Annotated in this window: 16 protein-coding genes; 9 read left to right on the top strand and 7 right to left on the bottom strand. The window is 68.4% G+C overall.

Annotated elements, in window-relative coordinates:
• Positions 1–59: 59 nt before the first annotated feature.
• Together OXS27_RS02335 and OXS27_RS02330 are read right to left on the bottom strand one after the other, a co-directional pair.
• Entirely contained in the window at positions 60–386 is a 327-nt protein-coding gene (locus tag OXS27_RS02335) for a hypothetical protein (protein ID WP_267353997.1), read from the bottom strand.
• Between the two features lie 103 nt (positions 387–489).
• Positions 490–1,194 carry a sigma-70 family RNA polymerase sigma factor gene (locus OXS27_RS02330; RefSeq protein WP_243916730.1) on the bottom strand — a complete coding sequence of 235 codons (705 nt, stop codon included), beginning with the start codon at positions 1,192–1,194 and terminating at the stop codon, positions 490–492.
• Between the two features lie 203 nt (positions 1,195–1,397).
• On the opposite strand from OXS27_RS02330, the gene nthA reads away from it, so the two are divergent.
• The 3 genes from nthA to OXS27_RS02315 are packed head-to-tail and all read left to right on the top strand — an operon-like array spanning position 1,398 to position 3,021.
• Entirely contained in the window at positions 1,398–2,045 is a 648-nt protein-coding gene (nthA, locus tag OXS27_RS02325; RefSeq protein ID WP_267353995.1) for a nitrile hydratase subunit alpha, read from the top strand.
• The gene (nthB, locus tag OXS27_RS02320) at positions 2,042–2,701 is read left to right on the top strand and encodes a nitrile hydratase subunit beta (RefSeq protein WP_267353993.1); all 660 of its coding nucleotides are present in this window, start codon (positions 2,042–2,044) and stop codon (positions 2,699–2,701) included. The genes nthA and nthB overlap by 4 nt, the downstream gene beginning before the upstream one ends.
• Positions 2,698–3,021 carry a nitrile hydratase accessory protein gene (locus OXS27_RS02315; RefSeq protein ID WP_243916733.1) on the top strand — a complete coding sequence of 108 codons (324 nt, stop codon included), beginning with the start codon at positions 2,698–2,700 and terminating at the stop codon, positions 3,019–3,021. The genes nthB and OXS27_RS02315 overlap by 4 nt, the downstream gene beginning before the upstream one ends.
• On the opposite strand, the gene OXS27_RS02310 is transcribed toward OXS27_RS02315, so the two are convergent.
• Positions 3,009–3,884, bottom strand: coding sequence for an MBL fold metallo-hydrolase (locus OXS27_RS02310; protein WP_267353990.1), 876 nt, complete (start codon positions 3,882–3,884; stop codon positions 3,009–3,011). The two genes, OXS27_RS02315 and OXS27_RS02310, sit on opposite strands and share 13 nt — an antisense overlap.
• A gap of 57 nt (positions 3,885–3,941) precedes the next feature.
• A complete protein-coding gene (locus OXS27_RS02305; RefSeq protein ID WP_267353989.1) occupies positions 3,942–4,952 on the bottom strand; it encodes an SDR family oxidoreductase in 1,011 nt (336 codons plus the stop codon).
• Positions 4,953–5,133: 181 nt separating this feature from the next.
• Between OXS27_RS02305 and OXS27_RS02300 the strand changes: the two genes are divergently transcribed.
• From OXS27_RS02300 to OXS27_RS02280, 5 genes are all read left to right on the top strand, one after another.
• The gene (locus tag OXS27_RS02300; protein ID WP_267353987.1) at positions 5,134–5,391 is read left to right on the top strand and encodes a hypothetical protein; all 258 of its coding nucleotides are present in this window, start codon (positions 5,134–5,136) and stop codon (positions 5,389–5,391) included.
• Positions 5,392–5,715: 324 nt separating this feature from the next.
• Complete coding sequence (locus tag OXS27_RS02295; protein ID WP_267353985.1) at positions 5,716–9,129, top strand: acyl-[ACP]--phospholipid O-acyltransferase; 3,414 nt, start codon at positions 5,716–5,718, stop codon at positions 9,127–9,129.
• A gap of 272 nt (positions 9,130–9,401) precedes the next feature.
• Positions 9,402–9,617 carry a hypothetical protein gene (locus OXS27_RS02290; protein ID WP_267353983.1) on the top strand — a complete coding sequence of 72 codons (216 nt, stop codon included), beginning with the start codon at positions 9,402–9,404 and terminating at the stop codon, positions 9,615–9,617.
• Positions 9,618–9,761: 144 nt separating this feature from the next.
• A complete protein-coding gene (gene pbpC / locus OXS27_RS02285; RefSeq protein ID WP_267354283.1) occupies positions 9,762–11,828 on the top strand; it encodes a penicillin-binding protein 1C in 2,067 nt (688 codons plus the stop codon).
• A 142-nt stretch (positions 11,829–11,970) separates the two neighbouring features.
• The gene (locus tag OXS27_RS02280) at positions 11,971–13,014 is read left to right on the top strand and encodes a cytochrome c peroxidase (protein ID WP_267354282.1); all 1,044 of its coding nucleotides are present in this window, start codon (positions 11,971–11,973) and stop codon (positions 13,012–13,014) included.
• A 13-nt stretch (positions 13,015–13,027) separates the two neighbouring features.
• Here the strand turns inward: OXS27_RS02280 and OXS27_RS02275 are convergent, their stop codons facing one another.
• Together OXS27_RS02275 and OXS27_RS02270 are read right to left on the bottom strand one after the other, a co-directional pair.
• A complete protein-coding gene (locus tag OXS27_RS02275) occupies positions 13,028–13,471 on the bottom strand; it encodes a hypothetical protein (RefSeq protein ID WP_267353981.1) in 444 nt (147 codons plus the stop codon).
• Positions 13,468–14,301, bottom strand: coding sequence for an ArsA-related P-loop ATPase (locus tag OXS27_RS02270; RefSeq protein ID WP_267353979.1), 834 nt, complete (start codon positions 14,299–14,301; stop codon positions 13,468–13,470). Before OXS27_RS02270 ends, OXS27_RS02275 begins: the two co-directional genes overlap by 4 nt.
• Positions 14,302–15,251: 950 nt before the next feature.
• Here OXS27_RS02270 and OXS27_RS02265 point away from each other — a divergent pair.
• Positions 15,252–16,307: a hypothetical protein gene (locus OXS27_RS02265; RefSeq protein ID WP_267353977.1), complete on the top strand. Its 1,056-nt coding sequence runs from the start codon at positions 15,252–15,254 to the stop codon at positions 16,305–16,307.
• A gap of 18 nt (positions 16,308–16,325) precedes the next feature.
• On the opposite strand, the gene OXS27_RS02260 is transcribed toward OXS27_RS02265, so the two are convergent.
• On the bottom strand, positions 16,326–17,033 hold the full coding sequence (locus tag OXS27_RS02260; protein WP_243916743.1) for a MarC family protein: 708 nt from the start codon (positions 17,031–17,033) through the stop codon (positions 16,326–16,328).
• Between the last annotated feature and the right edge of the window lie 127 nt (positions 17,034–17,160).

Raw genomic sequence — 17,160 nt, 5'->3', positions numbered from 1 at the left:
CGCGCGTGGTTCCGCGCGGCGGCCATGCCCATCTTGAAAGACGCGTCAGTTTAACCGCGTCAGCTGTTGAACAGGCCATAGATGACCGTCACACAGAACCAGATCGCCGCAAGCAATGACCAGACGGACTTCGTCGATGCGATGAATTTATTGATTCCGAAATGGTGCATGAGGAAGGCGTAGAGGCAGGCCACGTAGAGGAAGCCGATCACCTGCGCCGTTGATGTCGACAGGAGGCCGATTCCCCAAGCCGCCGTGACGATGGCGAGGCCGAAGAGGCACAGGCACAAGGCCAAGAGGGTGGGATGGGCCGCCCACCATTGCGCTGTCGTGCCGTTGTTCTGTGAAATCGGCTCCCTCTTCGCCCCCGAATCGATGACCGGCACCGATCATAAGGGGCTGCGACATGCTGTCATGTCGGGCGGCGCACATCGTCTGCGGGTGCCAAGCGCCTTCCCGCGCCGGAGCTGCGCAGTCGAGGCCGTCCAATCAGGCTGCCGGAGCCTGCCCGGCCACGACAACCCCGAGGGTGCCGAGCAGCGAGGATCGGGCGCGGCTCACCCGGCTCTTCACGGTGCCGACCTGGCACCCGAGCTTGCTCGCCGCCTCCTCGTAGGTATGGCCCTCGGCGCCGACCAGCAGCAGTGCCTGCCGCTGCGCCACCGGCAATCCTTCGAGGCGCGCCCATACGACCTTGAGGGTGCTGGCATCCTCCTGATCGGCGAGGCTGGTCATCTGGCCCGCGTGCGTTCCGTCGACATCCTCGATCTCGCGCCGGGTCTTGCGCAGCTCCGAGTAGAATTGGTTGCGCAGGATCGTGAACAGCCACGCAGTGAAGTTCGTGCCGGGGCGGAACCGTGTCTGGTTGGCCCAGGCCTTGACGAAGGTCTCCTGGACGAGATCATCGGCCCGATTGACGTCCCCCGCCAGGGACAGCGCGAAGGTCCGCAGCGCCGGCAGCGCCTTGATGATGTCGCCGCGGAAATCGAAGGGCACAAGCTGGCCGTGGGCGGCGACCGCGACCTCGAACCGCGCGAGCAGATCTCCGAGTTGCGCCGGCAGCGGCTCCAGCTCGACGAGCTTGAAATAGTCGCGGATCGGCAGGGCGAGGTGCTGCCCGATGGCCGTGGCGTAGCCATCGGCCTTGCGGTCGATTTCGGCCCTGCTCGACGGCTTCGTGGCGTCTTCGATCATGGACGTATCCGGATCCCGTTACTTGTATACTGGAATTTCTCTAACATCCGTACCGGTGGAAATATGAACCGATACCAAACGCTCCCAGCGGTATCGGGAGGTAGAGGCAACGTGCGCCTAACGGCCGAGGTTAATCCATCCGTGCTTCCGAGCTGGAAGCTGGCTGTCCGACGGTGCAGACTGCGCATCGTGAGGAGCGAGCGATGAATCATCACCACGGGGATCACGACCACGTGCATCACGGCAGCGAACTCTCGCCGGTCGAAGCCCGTGTGCGCGCGCTGGAATCGCTGCTGACCGAGAAGGGGTATCTCGACCCAGCCGCCCTCGACGCGCTGGTCGAACTCTACGAGACCAAGGTCGGTCCGCATCTGGGCGCCCGGGTGGTTGCCCGGGCCTGGGTCGATCCCGCATTCCGGACGCGGCTGCTGACCGAGGCCACGCCGGCGATCGCGGAACTGGGCATCGGCGGGCGCGGCGGCGAGCACATGGTGGTGGTCGAGAACACGCCCGAGATGCACAACCTCGTCGTCTGCACGTTGTGCTCCTGCTATCCCTGGCCGGTGCTCGGCCTGCCGCCGGTCTGGTACAAGGCGCCGCCATACCGGGCCCGGGCGGTGATCGATCCCCGCGGCGTGCTCGCGGAGTTCGGGGTGACGCTGCCGGAGACCACGCGCATCACGGTCTGGGATTCAACCGCCGAGACCCGCTACATGGTCCTGCCGCTGCGTCCTGCGGGGACCGAGGGCTTTTCCGAAGACGCCTTGGCTGCCCTCGTCACGCGCGATTCCATGATCGGCACCGGGCTACCCAAGGCCCTGCCAGTCGAACCCGCGGAGATGCCGGTATGAACGGTGCCCAGGATCTCGGCGGCGCGCACGGCTTCGGGCCGGTGGTGCCGGAGCCGAACGAACCAGTGTTCCACGCCGCGTGGGAGCGGCGCGTCTTCGCGATGGCGCTCGCCATGGGCTATACCGGCGCCTGGAACCTCGACGGCAGCCGCGCCGCCCGCGAATCGCTGCCGCCGGCCGAATACCTCGCGTCGAGCTACTACGCGATCTGGCTGAAGGCTCTGGAGAAGCAGCTCGCCGCCACCGGGCTGGCCACGCCTGCCGAGATGGAGGCCGGCCGCGCTGTGGAGCCGGCCAAGCCCGTGGCGCGGACCCTGGCGCGCGATGGGCTGGAGCAACGCTTCCGGGCAGGCTTCCCGAGCAGCCGGGCGACCGACGCCCCCGCCCGCTTCGCGCTCGGCGACGAAGTCCTGGCCCGCAACATCCACCCGACCACGCATACGAGGCTGCCGCGCTACGTCCGCGGCAAGCGCGGGCGGATCGTGCGAGTCGACGGGGCTTTCGTCTTTCCCGATACCAACGCCTATCAGGGGGGCGAAAATCCGGTCTGGCTCTACACGGTTGCGTTCACCGCGCAGGACCTATGGGGCGAGAGCGGCGATCCCGGCGGGACCGTCACGGTGGCGGCCTTCGAACCCTATCTGGAACCCGCGTGACCGATCCGTCGCCCAGCCCCTTTTCGGCGCCCTGGGAGGCCCAGGTCTTCGCCATGGTGGTCAGCCTGCGCGAGGCCGGGCTGTTCACGTGGTCGGAATGGGCGGAGCGTCTCGGCCAGGGCATCCGCCCGGCGGGCGCGCCCGAGCGACCCGCCGATTACGGCGCGTGGCTCGCCACCCTGGAGGGCATCCTCGCCGAGCGCGGCGTGGCTGACCCCGAGAACGTCGCAGCGCGCACCGAGGCGTTTCGGCGGGCCGCCGAGGCGACGCCGCACGGCGAGCCGATCCACCTGGAGAACGACCCGCTCTACCGACCCTGAACGCGCAGGCTCTCGAGCGGCACCGGCGCGGCGTGCGACCGTCCGGTCATCAGCTGGTCGAGGAGGGCCAGCACCTCCGGCCGGCCGCAATTGCGCGCCGGCTCGAACGGCGTCCAAGTCTGCACGAAATCGAGGCGCTCGAACACGTCGCGGTAACGGCGCAATTCGTTCGGGGTGAGCGGCACGCCGCGCACGAAGGCCTTGTGGGCCGAGATCGTGGTCGCCCGGCGGAAATCCGTCGGATCGAGTTCGAACTTCAGGGCGTCGCCGCAGAAGCAGATTTTTCGTGAACGATCGTAGAGAACCGCGTGGCCGTCGAAATGACCCGCGGTCCGATGCAGCTCCAGCCCCGGCAGCGGCTCCAAGAAATCGTCGAACGGCCAGCTCACCTGCAGCGCCGCGCTCCACGTGAAGTCGGCGGCGGCCAGGCAGAGTTCCGGGTCGAACCGGTCCTGCAATTGCGGCAATGCCCCGTAGGCGTGCGGATGCGAGGCGGAGAGCACCGCCATGCCGCCGAGGCGTTCGATCTGGTCGAGGGCGGCCTCGCTGAACACCGGGCAGCCCTCGAAACCCATGTTCCCGTGCTCGGTCTGGATCAGGTAGGCGGATGGGCCGATGCCGGAAACCGGATCGTTCCAGAACCGCCACACGCCCGGCTCCAGTTCCTGCCAGTGGCACGGGAAGGCATCTTGTGCTTCCCGCGCCGTGCGGAAGCGCCAGCCGTCCTGCGGCACGACGTGGCGGGCATCGAGACACATCGGGCAAGCGGGCGGGGTCTCGAAGTGGCGCTGCCAGAACCCACAATTGTCACAGGTGTAGGCAGGCAGCTTCAGGGCGCCCGCGAAGGGCAGATAGCCGGGCATTTTTTTTGAACCTTCTTCGGGGCGGCTGTAGCAGGCGGCGTGATGGGGTGCAGCCGTTTACGTCCGATCCGGCAGCCGGCGCGCCGAGCGGGCCGCGTGGATGGTGCCCGCGAGCCCGATCAGCGCCAGCCCGGCGAGCCCGCCGACCACGAGGTCGCGGGTGCGGCTCGTGACGAACTCGCTGCGGCTCGCCTTGGTCCGACCGGAGAAACGGCCGTCGATCCCGACCGGGCCCGGTACAGGTTCGAACAGGTTCCCCTTCATCTCGGGGATGGTCTCGTCCGAGAGCTGGGCCGACCACATGGAGGCGGCCTTACGGTCGGCGAGCGCCGGAGCCAGAACCTGCGCGGCCGCCATCATCATCGACGAGCGCCCGACCCAGACCTCCCGGCGCGGATTCTCGACGGCGTACGCGATCGCCTCGGCGCAGAGCCGCGGGTCGAAGACCGGATCCGGGGCGTATTGCCGGTGCCCGGTCCGGTTACGCGCCCAATTGAACTGCGGCGTGTTGACCGCCGGCAGGTAGATGACGCTGAGGCTGACATTCACCCGGTCGTGCAGCAATTCGCAGCGCAGGGCGTCGGTGAAGCCCGAGACCGCGAACTTCGCGGCGCAGTAGGGCGCCTGCAGCGGCGCGGCCCGGACCGCGAGGCCGGACGAGACCTGGATGATCGCGCCCCGGTTTCGCTGCTTCATGTAGCGCAGCGCGGCGAGCGTCCCGTAGACCTGGCTCAGATAGGTCGTCTCGGTGACCCGCAGGTACTCGTCCGGGGTGATCTGGTCGGCCGGGTTCACCACGGTCGACATCGCGTTGTTCACCCAGGCGCGGATCGGCCCGAGCTCGGCCTCGATACGCGCGGCGGCGGCGTCCACGGCCTTCGGATCGGCGACGTCGGCGCTGATCGCCAGCACCGGCTGCCCGTAGGCCGCCAGCGCCCGCTCGGCCGCGGAGAGCCGGTCCGGATCGCGCGCGATCACCGCCACCGACCATCCACGTTCGGCGAGGGCATGCGCCGCCGCCAGTCCGATCCCGGCCGTACCGCCGGTCACGACCGCAACCCGAGCCATATCCACCTCATCGTCGTCAGGAATTCGAACGGCAACCCGGATCGCGACGGTCGGTTGCCCTTCGGCATCGGGCCGGAACGTCACGGGGGGCATCTATTTCGCGTTCCACCACGCAACGACCGAGTCCGGCCGCTGTTGACCCCTCGTGTTGCGTCATGCCGAACCACCGAAGGTCGAAGTCATGCGCTCCGGACGACGCTTCTCCCTACCGATCGATCCCTGGCCCCAGGCCTCGCTGGCCGAGCGGACGGCGGTCGGGATGGTGCTGACCTTCCTGCTGCTTATTCCGGCCTGCGCGGCTGGGGTGGCGCTGTGCGTGATCGCAGTGGTCGCGACGTACATCTCCTGGTCCTATGACCTCGGCGCCTCGCTACGCGGCGTCATCGTCCGGCACGCTGCCATTCCGGGCCGCCACGGCCGGGTGGTCCGGAAGGTCTGAGCCCCGGCCTTTTCCCGGGCGCATGCAGCGCCAGCGGAATGCGATCCGGGAACCAGCATAAGACGTCGCGAAGCGTCTATCTGGATCAACCTGTGCCGCTGGCGCGGCGCTTCGTGTGCTCGGCCCCGGATCAGGTTCCGCTTCGCTCCACCTGTCCGGGAAAGGGATCTGCGCGTCGTAAGCCCGGGGCGCCGCTCCCGTCACGCAGCGGTGCGGACCCGCACGGCGAGGTTCGCCGCAGCCGTGGTCGCTGTGCGTTGTCCGCGCTCCGATTTGACCTGACCATACCGGGTAGGCCAGTCAGGTCCGGAACGAGAGACCGCCATGTTCCGTACCCTGATGACCGCGCGGCGCTTCGCGCCGCTGTTCTGGTGCCAGTTCTTTTCGGCCTTCAACGACAATTTCCTGAAGAACGCGCTCGCCTTCCTGATCCTGTTCGGGATCGGCGGGGAGGCCGATGCCCATGCGGGCGTGCTGGTGACGCTGGCGAGCGCCGTGTTCATCGGGCCCTTCTTCCTCCTGTCGGGTCTCGGCGGCCAATGGGCCGACCGGTACGACAAGGCCTTGATGGCGCGGCGGCTCAAATTCGCGGAGATCTTCGCGGCCGGCACCGCGGTGCTGGGCTTCTTGCTGCATTCCGTGCCGGTGCTGTTCGTGGCGCTCGGCCTGTTCGGGACGATCGCGGCCCTGTTCGGCCCGATCAAGTACGGCATCCTGCCCGATCATCTGCGCCGCGAGGAGCTGCCCGCCGGCAACGCGCTGGTCGAGGCCGCGACCTTCCTGGCGATCCTGCTCGGCACGATCGCGGCCGGCGCGGCTTCGGCGATGGGCGGCTCGGGCGTCCTGTTCGGTGCCCTGGTGATGGGCTTCGCGATCCTGTGCTGGCTCTCGGCCCGCATGATCCCGGCGACCGGGGAGGGGGCGCCGGACCTGCGGGTCGATCCCAACATCGGCCGCTCGACCCTGTCGCTGCTGCGCGACCTCTGGGCCGACACGCGCCTGTGGCGCGGCTCGCTGATCGTGAGCTGGTTCTGGCTGGTCGGCGTGGTGGTGCTCTCGCTGCTGCCGGTGCTGGTGCGCGGCGCCTTCAACGGCACCGAGACGGTGATCACCCTGCTGCTGGCGCTGTTCTCCGTCGGCATCGCGCTGGGCTCAGGGCTGGCCTCCTGGCTCGCCAGCGGCCGGATCGTGCTGCTGCCGACGCCGGTCGGCGCCGTGCTGATGGGCCTGTTCGGCCTCGACCTCGCCTGGACGATCGGCCACCTGCCGCCGCCAGCCGCCGACCCGATCGGTCCGTTCGACTTCCTGCGGACCGGCGACGGCCTGCGCGTCGCCATCGGCTTCCTGGGTCTCGCCGTGGCGGGCGGCCTCTACATCGTCCCGTCCTTCGCGGCCGTGCAGGCCTGGGCCGAGAAGGCGATGCGCGCGCGCATCATCGGCGCTGTCAACGTGGTCACCGCGGCCTTCATGGTGGCCGGCACCCTGGCGCTCGCTGCCCTGCAGGGGGCTGGCCTGTCGATCGCGAGCCTGCTCGCCGTCGTCGCGGGGCTGAACCTGATCGTCGGTGCCATCGTGTTCATGACCCTGCCGACCAGCCCGTTCCGGGACGCCCTGTCGATCCTGTTCCGGGCCTTCTACCGGCTTGAGGTCCGCGGCCTCGACAACGTCGCGGCGGCCGGGCCGAACGCCATCGTGGCGCTCAACCACGTCTCGTTCCTCGACGCGCCGCTCGCCCTGTCGCTGCTTGAGCAGGAGCCGGTCTTCGCGATCGACAGCGGGATCGCGCAGCGCTGGTGGGTGCGGCCGTTCCTGCGGGTCACCAAGGCGATGCCGCTGGACCCGACGCGCCCGCTCGCCACGCGCACGCTGATCAACGCCGTGAAGAGCGGCGAGACTCTGATCATCTTCCCCGAGGGCCGGCTCACGGTCACCGGCAGCCTGATGAAGGTCTATGACGGCGCCGGGCTGATCGCCGACAAGTCCGGCGCGATGGTCGTGCCGGTCAAGATCGACGGGCTGGAGCGCACGGTCTTCTCGCGCCTGTCGCGCCGGCAGGTCAGCCGCAAGTGGTGGCCGAAGGTGATCGTGACGGTGATGCCGCCGGTGCGCCTGACCGTCGATCCCGCCCTCAAGGGCAAGGCACGGCGGCAGGCGGCGGGCGCGGCCCTCTACGGGATCATGTCCGACCTCGTGTTCCGCACCACCGATATCGACCGTGGCCTGATGGCGGCTTTGATCGAGGCGGGCGATCTCCACGGCTGGCGCCGCAATGCCCTGGAGGACCCTGTCGGCGGTCGGCTCTCCTACAGCCGGCTCGTGATGGGCGCCAACATCCTGGGCCGCAAGCTTATGCCGCTGGCCCCCGTGGGCGGCCGGATCGGGGTGATGCTGCCGAACGCCAACGGTGCCGCGGTGACGCTGTTCGCGCTCGCCTCCGCGGGCCGGGTGCCGGCGATGATCAACTTTTCCGCCGGTCCCGCCAACGTCCTCTCGGCCTGCCGGGCCGCCGAGGTGAGCAAGGTTCTCACCTCCCGGGCCTTCATCGAGAAGGGGCGGCTCGGGCCGCTCGTGGAGGCGATCCGCGGATCGGTCGAGCTGATTTACCTGGAGGACGTGCGGGCCGGCATCACGACCGGGGACAAGATCCGGGGCCTGCTGGCACCCCGCCGGCCCCTCGTGGCGCGTTCCGGCGAGGATCCGGGGGCGGTGCTGTTCACTTCGGGCAGCGAGGGCACGCCGAAGGGCGTGGTCCTGGCCAATCGCTGCATGCTCGGCAACGTGGCGCAGGTGGCGGCCCGGATCGATTTCGGGCCGATGGACAAGGTGTTCAACGTCCTGCCGGTGTTCCACGCCTTCGGCCTCACGGCCGGGCTGGTGCTGCCCCTGGTCTCGGGCGTACCGGTCTACCTCTACCCGTCACCACTGCACTACCGAATCGTGCCGGAGCTGATCTACGGCTCGAACAGCACCGTGCTGTTCGGGACTGACACGTTCCTGACCGGCTACGCCCGTTCGGCCCATTCCTACGATTTGCGTTCGCTGCGCTACGTCGTGGCCGGCGCCGAGGCCGTGAAGGAGACCACCCGGAAGACCTGGGCGGAAAAGTTCGGCCTGCGCATCCTGGAAGGCTACGGCGTCACCGAGTGCGGGCCAGTCGTGGCGCTCAACACGCCGATGTTCAACCGTTTTGGCACGGTCGGGCGGATGCTGCCGGGCATCGAGACACGGCTCGAGCCGGTACCGGGGATCGACGACGGCGGCCGCCTCTCCGTGAAGGGTCCCAACATCATGCTGGGCTACCTGCGCGCCGAGAAGCCGGGGGTGCTGGAGCCGCCGCCGGGGGGCTGGCACGACACCGGCGACATCGTGGCGATCGACGCGATGGGCTTCGTCACGATCAAGGGCCGGGCCAAGCGCTTCGCCAAGATCGCGGGCGAGATGGTGTCGCTCGCCGGCATCGAGTCGCTGGCCGCCGAACTCTGGCCCGACCACCTGAGCGCGGTGGCGGCGGTGCCGGATCCACGCAAGGGCGAGCGGCTGATCCTGTTCACGCAGGCGAAGGACGCGACGCGATCCGCCTACCAGAGCTTCGCCAAGGATCGCGGCGCCTCCGACGTCGCGATCCCCGCCGAGGTGGTGCTGCTGGAGGCGATCCCGATGCTCGGCACCGGCAAGGTCGATCAGGTGGCGGTCACCAAGATGGCGCTGGAGCGGGCGAAGGAGACCGCTGCTGCTTAGAGCCGTGCCCGATCGCGCTCCAATCGGGCCTGGCGCTAAGCCTTTGTCGTGACGCACTCTCTCGCGTCGAACCGGCATCCACTTCGGCGGCAAGCGCTCTGACGGTTTTGCCCGACCGCCTCAGAGCGGTGGGGCGGCATCACCCAAACGGAGGATGCAACAACTCCTGGCATGCATTCGTATCACGAATACAGCTCCGATTCGATCCGGTGACGCGATCGAGTTGCCGGGCTGGATATCGTCGCGGCGGGTTGCATCGAGAGGGGCAGATCATGTCGAAGGACGGGCAAGTTCCGGCTTGGCTGGCGAGGCGGACGTATTTCAAGCGCGTCGGGCGCTGGATGAAGCCCAGCAAGGCCCGCGGGACCGGTCCGACTTACGACGCGGCGGTCGCGCCGCTCGCATCGAACGTGGTGCCGTTCCCGGTCCGGTTCGAACGGCAGGAGCGACCGAACTTCGTGGATCAGCGCAGCATCGGCATCGCGTAGCCAGGGCCGCGCAAGGACGGGCTTGCCTGCGCTGCGGGAACCGGGAATCCTGCGTGCCGCAAGGCGGGTCCGGACCCCGGAGGAGACGTGCCGCAGGACGGGTTCGACCCCGACGGAGGAGCGCCCCCGGCGCGGCGCCTGGCCGTGCGCTCGGGTCTCGTCGCTGCGGGGCTTGGGCTCGGCCTGTTGGCGGCCGGCCTCGGCGCGGCCTGGATCTATGCCGCAGCGTTGCCACCCGTGGACCTCGCGTCTGCGGCGACACGCTCCACCGTCGTGCTCGATCGATCCGGGACGCTGCTGCGCCCCTTCGCGACCGCGGACGGGCGGTGGCGACTGCCGGTCACCGCGGAGGCGGTCGACCCGCGCTTCCAGGCGATGCTGCTCGCCTACGAGGATCGCCGCTTCGCGCATCACTTCGGGATCGACCCCGCGGCCCTGCTGCGCGCCGCGGGGCAATGGCTGGTGCGCGGGCGCATCGTGTCGGGCGGCTCGACCCTCTCGATGCAGGTGGCTCGTCTGGTCGAGCCGCGGCGCGAACGCTCCCTCGATGCGAAGCTCCGGCAGATGGTCCGAGCCGTCACCCTCGGGCAGCGGCTCGGCAAGGGCGGAATGCTCGACCTCTATCTCGCGCTCGCCCCCTATGGCGGTCCGCTGGAGGGCGTCCGGGCGGCGAGCCTCGCGTATTTCGGACGGGAGCCGGCGCGGCTGACAGCGGCGCAGGCCGCGCTGCTCGTGGCCCTGCCGCAATCCCCCGAGGCCCGCCGTCCGGACCGCTTCCCGGAGCGCGCCCGCGCCGCCCGCGACCGCGTTCTGGATATCGCCAGCGCCCGGGGCGTCCTGACCGCGGCGGAGGCCGAAGCCGCGAAGGCGGAGCCGGTTCCGACTGCACGAAAGCCCTTCCCGATGCTGGCCGCGCACGCCACCGAGGAAGCGGTGGCAGCCGAGCCGACGAATCCGGTGATCCGCCTTGCCATCGATGCACCCCTGCAGGAGCGACTGGAGGTTCTGGCAGCCGAGCGCGCCGCCGCAACAGGACCCGACCTCTCGGCGGCGATCCTCGTCCTTGACAATTGGGACGGGCGCGTCCTCGCCCAGGTTGGCAGCGCCGGCTACCTGGATGCGACCCGGCGCGGCGCCATCGACATGACCTTGGCGATCCGTTCCCCCGGCTCCGCCCTGAAGCCGTTCGTCTACGCCATGGCGTTCGAAGACGGCTTGGCCCATCCCGAGACGCTGCTGGAAGATCGCCCGACGCGCTTCTCGGCGAGCTACGCCCCGGAGAATTTCGACCTGACCTTCCAGGGCACGGTCACGGCCCGACGCGCGCTACAATTGTCGCTCAACGTCCCCGCAGTCGCGCTGATGGAGGCGGTCGGCCCGGCCCGCTTCATCGCGCGGCTGCGCGCGGCCGGCGCCGGGATCCAGCTCCCGCGCGAAGCGGCGCCCGGCCTGCCGGTGGCGCTCGGCGGGCTCGGCATCACGCTCACGGATCTCGCGCGGCTCTATGCCGGTTTCGCCCGTGGCGGCACGCTGCCCGACATCCAGCGCCGCGCCGAGGCGGGGGCGCCCGGATCCGGCCGCCAGGTCGTGAGCCCTGTAGCCGCCTGGTACATCGCCGACATCCTGCGCGGAACGCCACCGCCCGAGAACGCCCTCCCGAACCGCATCGCCTACAAGACCGGGACGTCGTACGGCTATCGCGATGCCTGGGCGGCCGGGTTCGACCGGCGCGTGACCGTGGCGGTGTGGGTCGGCCGGCCGGACGGGGCGGCGGTTCCGGGCCTCGTCGGCCGGGTCGGTGCGGCGCCGATCCTGTTCGACGCCTTCGCGCGCCTCGGCGGCGAGTTCGAGCCGGTTCCCCGGCCGGCCAACACCCTGATGGCCGGATCGAGCAGCCTGCCGCCGCCGCTGCAGCGGCTCGGTCGCGACGCGGCTGGCGCACGGGGTCCGACCCTGCGGATCGCTTATCCCCCCGATGGCGCACGGATCGACCTCGGTCTGGCACCAGACGGGCATGGCCGAGACGGCGAGGCCGTGGCCCTCAAGGCGCTGGGCGGGGTGCCACCGCTGACATGGCTGATCGATGGTCAGCCGGTCGCGCAAACGCTGCGTCACCGAGCCGAATGGTTTCCCCAAGGGGTCGGCTTCGCGCGGATCTCCGTCCTTGATTCAACTGGAGCGAGTGACAGCGTTGCGGTGCGGCTGGAATAGCACGAAACCACCGATTGCATGACGGAAGCTTGGCGGCTCCGAAGTTTTGCATACGCGTGCATTGTCCGGCCCCTGAATATTCATGCGGAGATTCATCGGTCATCAACGAATAGCGGTATAAACGTGCCCTGTGAGGTTGATGATGGCGTGGAAGGTCAGCGCCGCGGTGGCGGCGATTCTTGGATTCGTCGGCGTCGGCGTGGGGCTCGGCAGCGGCTCGGACTCGCGCCGTGCCGCCTGGCGCGACACCTATCGCCCGCCCGCCGAGATCCCGTTCCCGGCCGAAAATCCCTACACGGCCGCCAAGGCCGAACTCGGTCGTCGCCTGTTCTTCGATCCGATCCTGTCCGGCGATCGGACGCGCTCCTGCGCGACCTGTCACGTCCCGGATCTGGCCTGGGCCGACGGGCGCGCCCGCGCGGCGACGCGCCAGAAAGGCGACATGGACCTGCGCACGCCCACGGTCCTCAATGTCGCTTGGCAGGACGGTCCGCTCGGCTGGGACGGCAAGTTCCACACGCTCGAATCGGTCTCGGCGATGCCGATCACGGCGCCCGGCAACATGAACCTGCCGATGAACGAGGCCTTGGCCCGGCTCTCCGCCGACCCGGACTACACGGCAGCCTTCGCAAGCGCCTTCGCGGATCCGGCCGTCACGCGGGAACGGCTAGAAGCGGCGCTTGCCACCTTCGAACGCCTGATCGTGACCGAGCCGGCCCCGTTCGATCGGTGGATCGCCGGCCAGGAAGACGCGATCGCCGAGCCGGCCAAGCGGGGCTTCGACCTGTTCAACGGTCGCGCCGGTTGCGCCAATTGCCATTCCGGCTGGTCGTTCACCGACAATTCGTTCCACGACATCGGCGTGGCTCAAGGAACCGACATCGGGCGGGGCCGCTTCAAGCCGACCTCGGTCGCGCTGCGCTACGCCTTCAAGACGCCGACGCTCCGGGAGGTCGGCCAGCGCGCGCCCTACATGCACGATGGGTCGGTGCCGAACCTCGAAGCCGTGATCGATCTCTACGACCGCGGCGGGATCGACCGCCCGAGCCGCTCCCGGTTGATCAAGCCGCTTCATCTCATCGCCACGGAGCGGAGCGATCTCCTGGCTTTCCTCGCGACGCTATCGGCGCGCACGGAGCGCGACCTCGTGACCGCGTCGTTCTCGACCCAGCCGCCGACGCCCTGACGCCGGATCCGGCTCAACGGCCGAGGTCGAGCCCGCGCGGGGGGCGTCCAATATTCCGTTGCTCGCAGGCTTCCAGCGCGGCGGCGAGGCGGGCCTCGTTCGCCGCCGCGCCGTTCGAGAGGCTGACCACCGTGGCTAGCGTCCAGGCCCCCGCGATGACGGCGAGCGCCACCGCGCCGATCAGACCGTAGGTCATCAGCTTGTTGCGGCGCAGATCCTTCGTGACGGTCTGGATCAGGTCGCGGTTGTCTTCGGCGAGCGTGTTCCGCGCGGCCACCAACTCGTTGTACATGTTGGTGATCGAGTTCGTCGACATATATACGAGGAGCAGGTGAACGACGAAATCGTCGTTCGTCGTCGTGTTCAAGGCGGCCGCGATCCGCACGGCGAGCTGACGCTCCCAGGGCTGAAGATCGCGGCCGTGGACCGACCGGTAGAACCGCTCGAGGTTGGTCACGGCCGGAGTGCTTCCCGCCACACCTGGTGGAAGTTGCGCCGGAGGCGGCGGCCTTCAACGCGCAGGCGCATCGGCGCCGTGTTGGCCAGCGTCTGCCACGTCATGTTCTGCACGCGCAGGGCCTCGATCAGGCGCTCGCCGATCTTCTCGATTTCGATCACACGGAAATTCGGCTGCTTGCGCAGGGCTTTCACGAGTTCGGAGGATTCGAGGTAGTCGAAATTAGTCGCCTGAGCGGTGTTCTTCGCCAGGATGGCCCGGTCGCACTCGATCAGCATCGGCTTGAGTTCGCGCAGGACATCGAGGGCGGTCGGATCGACGGCACCGGCCGCGACGACCACGGCGAGGCGGATGTTCGACTCCCGGCAGCTCTCCACGATGATCTCGGCGCAGCGGCGGGTCGTCTCGGTGTCGCCGGCCGGGAAATCGACCACCACGAAGCGCTCGGCGGCCTCGATCACGTGCTCGATCATGTCCTGGCACAGGGTCGGGTCGACGCGGCCGGTGCTGTCCTCAGCGCGCAGGCGCTGACGGAAGCAGGTGATGTCGGGCCGGCGCGGCACGAAACTCTCGCTGCCGGGGTTGATCTCCTGCATTAAAGCCGTGTGGAAATGGCGATTGGCCGGATCGGTGTCGATCGCCAGGACCGGACTGACCTCGGCGCAGAGATCGGCGACCTGAAGCGCGATCGTCGTCTTTCCGACACCGCCCTTGCCGCCCAGGCAAAGGATCAGGATCTTCGCCGCCGAACCGAGAAGGTCGCGCTGGATCAATTGGATCTCGTCCGGTCCGTACCAGGCCGGAACCTTGGTCTGCGTATCGTCGGCCATGAAGTCTCTCCTTGCTGATGGATAGGGCGGTGCCGCGCGCCGAAGCACCGAGGGACCGTCCCGCGGGATGTCAGGAGTGATGCGCTGCAACCGGAGCCGGGACGCCGTCAGGGCTTCGCTTCGGTCATCTCCGATGCCCCGGCTACGCCCACTCGGACATGCGCCAACCCCTGCGATTCGCCCGGTGGGCCGGCGGCAGAGCGATGGGCTACCCGGTGCCACGGCTCAGGGATGCGCGACCGCCGCAGGTCGACAGGTGTGTCGGGCCTCGGAATGGCGTCCCTCCCCATTGCGTGCACCTCGTCGCTCAGTCGCTGGCTCCGGCGGACCAGCCGCGCAGGACCAGCCTTTGAATTCGGTCCGACCAAGACAACGTGCCGGCTCACGCAAGATGCGAACCCGATACCTGCCGTCTCTGCAGGCATCTTTCCGCTACAGCCTAAACATTAATGAATCAATCTCACGACGATTACCCATATTACTAGTCTAAATTCCTGCCTGAATGGCTTTATATCGTGTATTATTTTTGATAGATATTGATCTTGGGCGCATTAGTTGTGCTGATACTATCAACATTGGACGTGTAAACGAAAATCATTCCGGCTCGGCGCCGGGATCGCGGCTCTGATCGAGCTCGGACCTGCGAGACTTGTCGACAGCGCGGTACAGGCGTGGTCGCTGCAAGGCCCGGCCCGGTCGAGACTTGCCATCTGACGGGGATAGTCGAGCCGACGGCCGTCAGAGCAGCAATCCGTCCGGTAACGCGCCGCTGAGGGTCGTGGCGCCGCTCGGACGTTCCGCACCGCCACAACGGGATTCGACGCTACCTAAGCACAATCCACAGCGTTAACCGTTCACTCACATTCGTTAACAAACCCTTGGCTAAAATGCGCCGGGTATATTTAAGTAAACCGGTAACCACGGTGTCGTTGCGTTGCGACGAGGGCTCAATGCCAACATCCAACAAAAAGTCGGCCCTGGCGGTCGCCCGCGCCCTTGGCCTCACCGGCCCCTTGATCCTCGCGGGGACGAACGCCGCCGAGGCGCACGTTAAATGGTTCTGCGCCTTCGACGTGGCCGGGCAGCCGCAGGGCCTCGAACAGGTCCTCTGTCTCGACTTCGAGTGGCTCACCGGCCTCGCGCTGCTCTGCCTGATGTTCGGATGCTTGGCGGAGGGCACGCCCCTGGGCGGCGCGCTGCTCAACGCCCTCGATCGCGTGACCACGCGGATCCGCACCGACACGGAGTTGCTGGTCCGCGCCACGCTGGGCTTCTTCCTCGTTTCGCTGTTCGTCCTCGGCGGCATCATCCTGACGCCGGAGCTGAAGACCGACGTGGCCTGGATCCCGTGGTTTCAGCTCGCGCTCGCCGGCTGCCTGATCTGGCGCCGCACGATGCCGATCACAGGCCTGGGCCTCGTCTTCCTGTTCAGCTACGCGACCGCGCAATACGGGCTGTTCCACCTCGCTGACTATCCGATCTTCCTCGGGATCGCCGTCTACCTGATCGTGCAGGGACTCGACCTGAAGCCCTTCGACATCCGCCCCCTCGACCTCGTCCGCTGGTCCGCCGCGGTCACGCTGATGTGGGCCTCGATTGAGAAGTGGGCCTATCCGGAATGGTCGGCGCCGCTGCTCGCCGCCAAGCCGCAGATGACCATGGGCGCGACCCCCGAATTGTTCATGCAGGCCGCCGGCGTGATCGAGTTCACCCTCGCCTTCGCGCTGATCTGGACGCCCCTGGTCCGGCGCTGCGCGGCGATCATCCTGGCGGCGATCTTCGTCTCGGCGATCGTCGAATTCGGCAAAGTGGACGCGATCGGCCATTCCGGGATCATCGTGGTTCTGTTGGCGATCGCCGCCGACGATGTCCGGGTTCGGGTGCGGGCACGCCAAGTGCTCCTGGCGCCGGCTTGGTACGGCGCGGCGCTGGCGGCCTTCCTGTTCCTCTACTACGCCGGCCACGCAGCCCTGTTCGGCGGCCTCGGAACCCTGCCGGTCATCTGACGGCGGCTCGGACCGGGATCATCGCGCCGCCAGCAGCGGCGCGATCACGTCGGTCAGGCCGTTGATCAGGATCTGCGTGCCGACGCAGAGCAGCAGGAAGGCGAACAGGCGTCCGACCACCCGGGCCCGGGCCGGGCCGATGAGCGCCACGACCCGGTCGGCCGAGGCGTACAGAAGGGCGACCGTAACGGCGACCACCAGCGCCGCCACCGTGACGCCGAAATAGAAACCGGCCCGCTCGGCGTAAGCCGCCGGCCGGTTCGCGCCCAGGGTGATCGCCACGGCGATCGTGCCCGGTCCGGTGGTGAACGGCAGGGTCAGCGGAAAAAAGGCGATCTCGGAAAGCGCCGCGGTGGGTACCGGCTCGGAGGGGGCCGCAGCGCCCGGCCCGGCCGAGCCCGACGCCTCGGCCTGCTTGCGCGCCTCGCGGGCTTCCGGCCGGTTGAGTTGGGTCCAGGCCGAGGACATCACCACCAAGCCGCCCGCGACGCGCAGGGCCGCCAGGGTGACGCCGAAGAAGTTGAGGATCGGCGTCCCGGCCCAGAGAGCGCCCAGCATGACCAGCGCCGCGTAGACACCGATCCGGCGCGACAGGAGTACGCGCTCGGCGTGACTGTAGGCGCTCGTCACCTGGGCGAAGATGAAAGCGCCGCCGATCGGGTTGACGATCGCGACCAAGCCCGAAAGGGCGAGCAGGAACTGCTGGACGGTGAAATCGATGCTCATCAGGATCGGTCCGTGCGGACCGTCCTCCTAAGCAAAGTTGCGTTGGCACGCCAACGCAACCTCCGCTTAGGTTCTTCATCGATCGCAGGTTTTCGTCGCAAAACCGGCAGCCACTTTTGCGAAACGT

The organism is Methylobacterium sp. GC_Met_3 (assembly GCF_026540775.1).
GTDB lineage: Bacteria > Pseudomonadota > Alphaproteobacteria > Rhizobiales > Beijerinckiaceae > Methylobacterium.
Note: the sequence above shows the minus strand (reverse complement) of the source record. Positions and strands in the feature narration are given on the sequence as shown.

What these genes read in the sequence shown, in the direction of transcription:
- OXS27_RS02330 (WP_243916730.1), bottom strand. Translation starts at nt 1,194, where the DNA reads ATGATCGAAGACGCCACGAAGCCGTCGAGCAGGGCCGAAATCGACCGC.
- nthA (WP_267353995.1), top strand. Translation starts at nt 1,398, where the DNA reads ATGAATCATCACCACGGGGATCACGACCACGTGCATCACGGCAGCGAA.
- nthB (WP_267353993.1), top strand. Translation starts at nt 2,042, where the DNA reads ATGAACGGTGCCCAGGATCTCGGCGGCGCGCACGGCTTCGGGCCGGTG.
- OXS27_RS02310 (WP_267353990.1), bottom strand. Translation starts at nt 3,884, where the DNA reads ATGCCCGGCTATCTGCCCTTCGCGGGCGCCCTGAAGCTGCCTGCCTAC.
- OXS27_RS02305 (WP_267353989.1), bottom strand. Translation starts at nt 4,952, where the DNA reads ATGGCTCGGGTTGCGGTCGTGACCGGCGGTACGGCCGGGATCGGACTG.
- OXS27_RS02300 (WP_267353987.1), top strand. Translation starts at nt 5,134, where the DNA reads ATGCGCTCCGGACGACGCTTCTCCCTACCGATCGATCCCTGGCCCCAG.
- OXS27_RS02295 (WP_267353985.1), top strand. Translation starts at nt 5,716, where the DNA reads ATGTTCCGTACCCTGATGACCGCGCGGCGCTTCGCGCCGCTGTTCTGG.
- OXS27_RS02290 (WP_267353983.1), top strand. Translation starts at nt 9,402, where the DNA reads ATGTCGAAGGACGGGCAAGTTCCGGCTTGGCTGGCGAGGCGGACGTAT.
- OXS27_RS02280 (WP_267354282.1), top strand. Translation starts at nt 11,971, where the DNA reads ATGGCGTGGAAGGTCAGCGCCGCGGTGGCGGCGATTCTTGGATTCGTC.
- OXS27_RS02270 (WP_267353979.1), bottom strand. Translation starts at nt 14,301, where the DNA reads ATGGCCGACGATACGCAGACCAAGGTTCCGGCCTGGTACGGACCGGAC.
- OXS27_RS02265 (WP_267353977.1), top strand. Translation starts at nt 15,252, where the DNA reads ATGCCAACATCCAACAAAAAGTCGGCCCTGGCGGTCGCCCGCGCCCTT.
- OXS27_RS02260 (WP_243916743.1), bottom strand. Translation starts at nt 17,033, where the DNA reads ATGAGCATCGATTTCACCGTCCAGCAGTTCCTGCTCGCCCTTTCGGGC.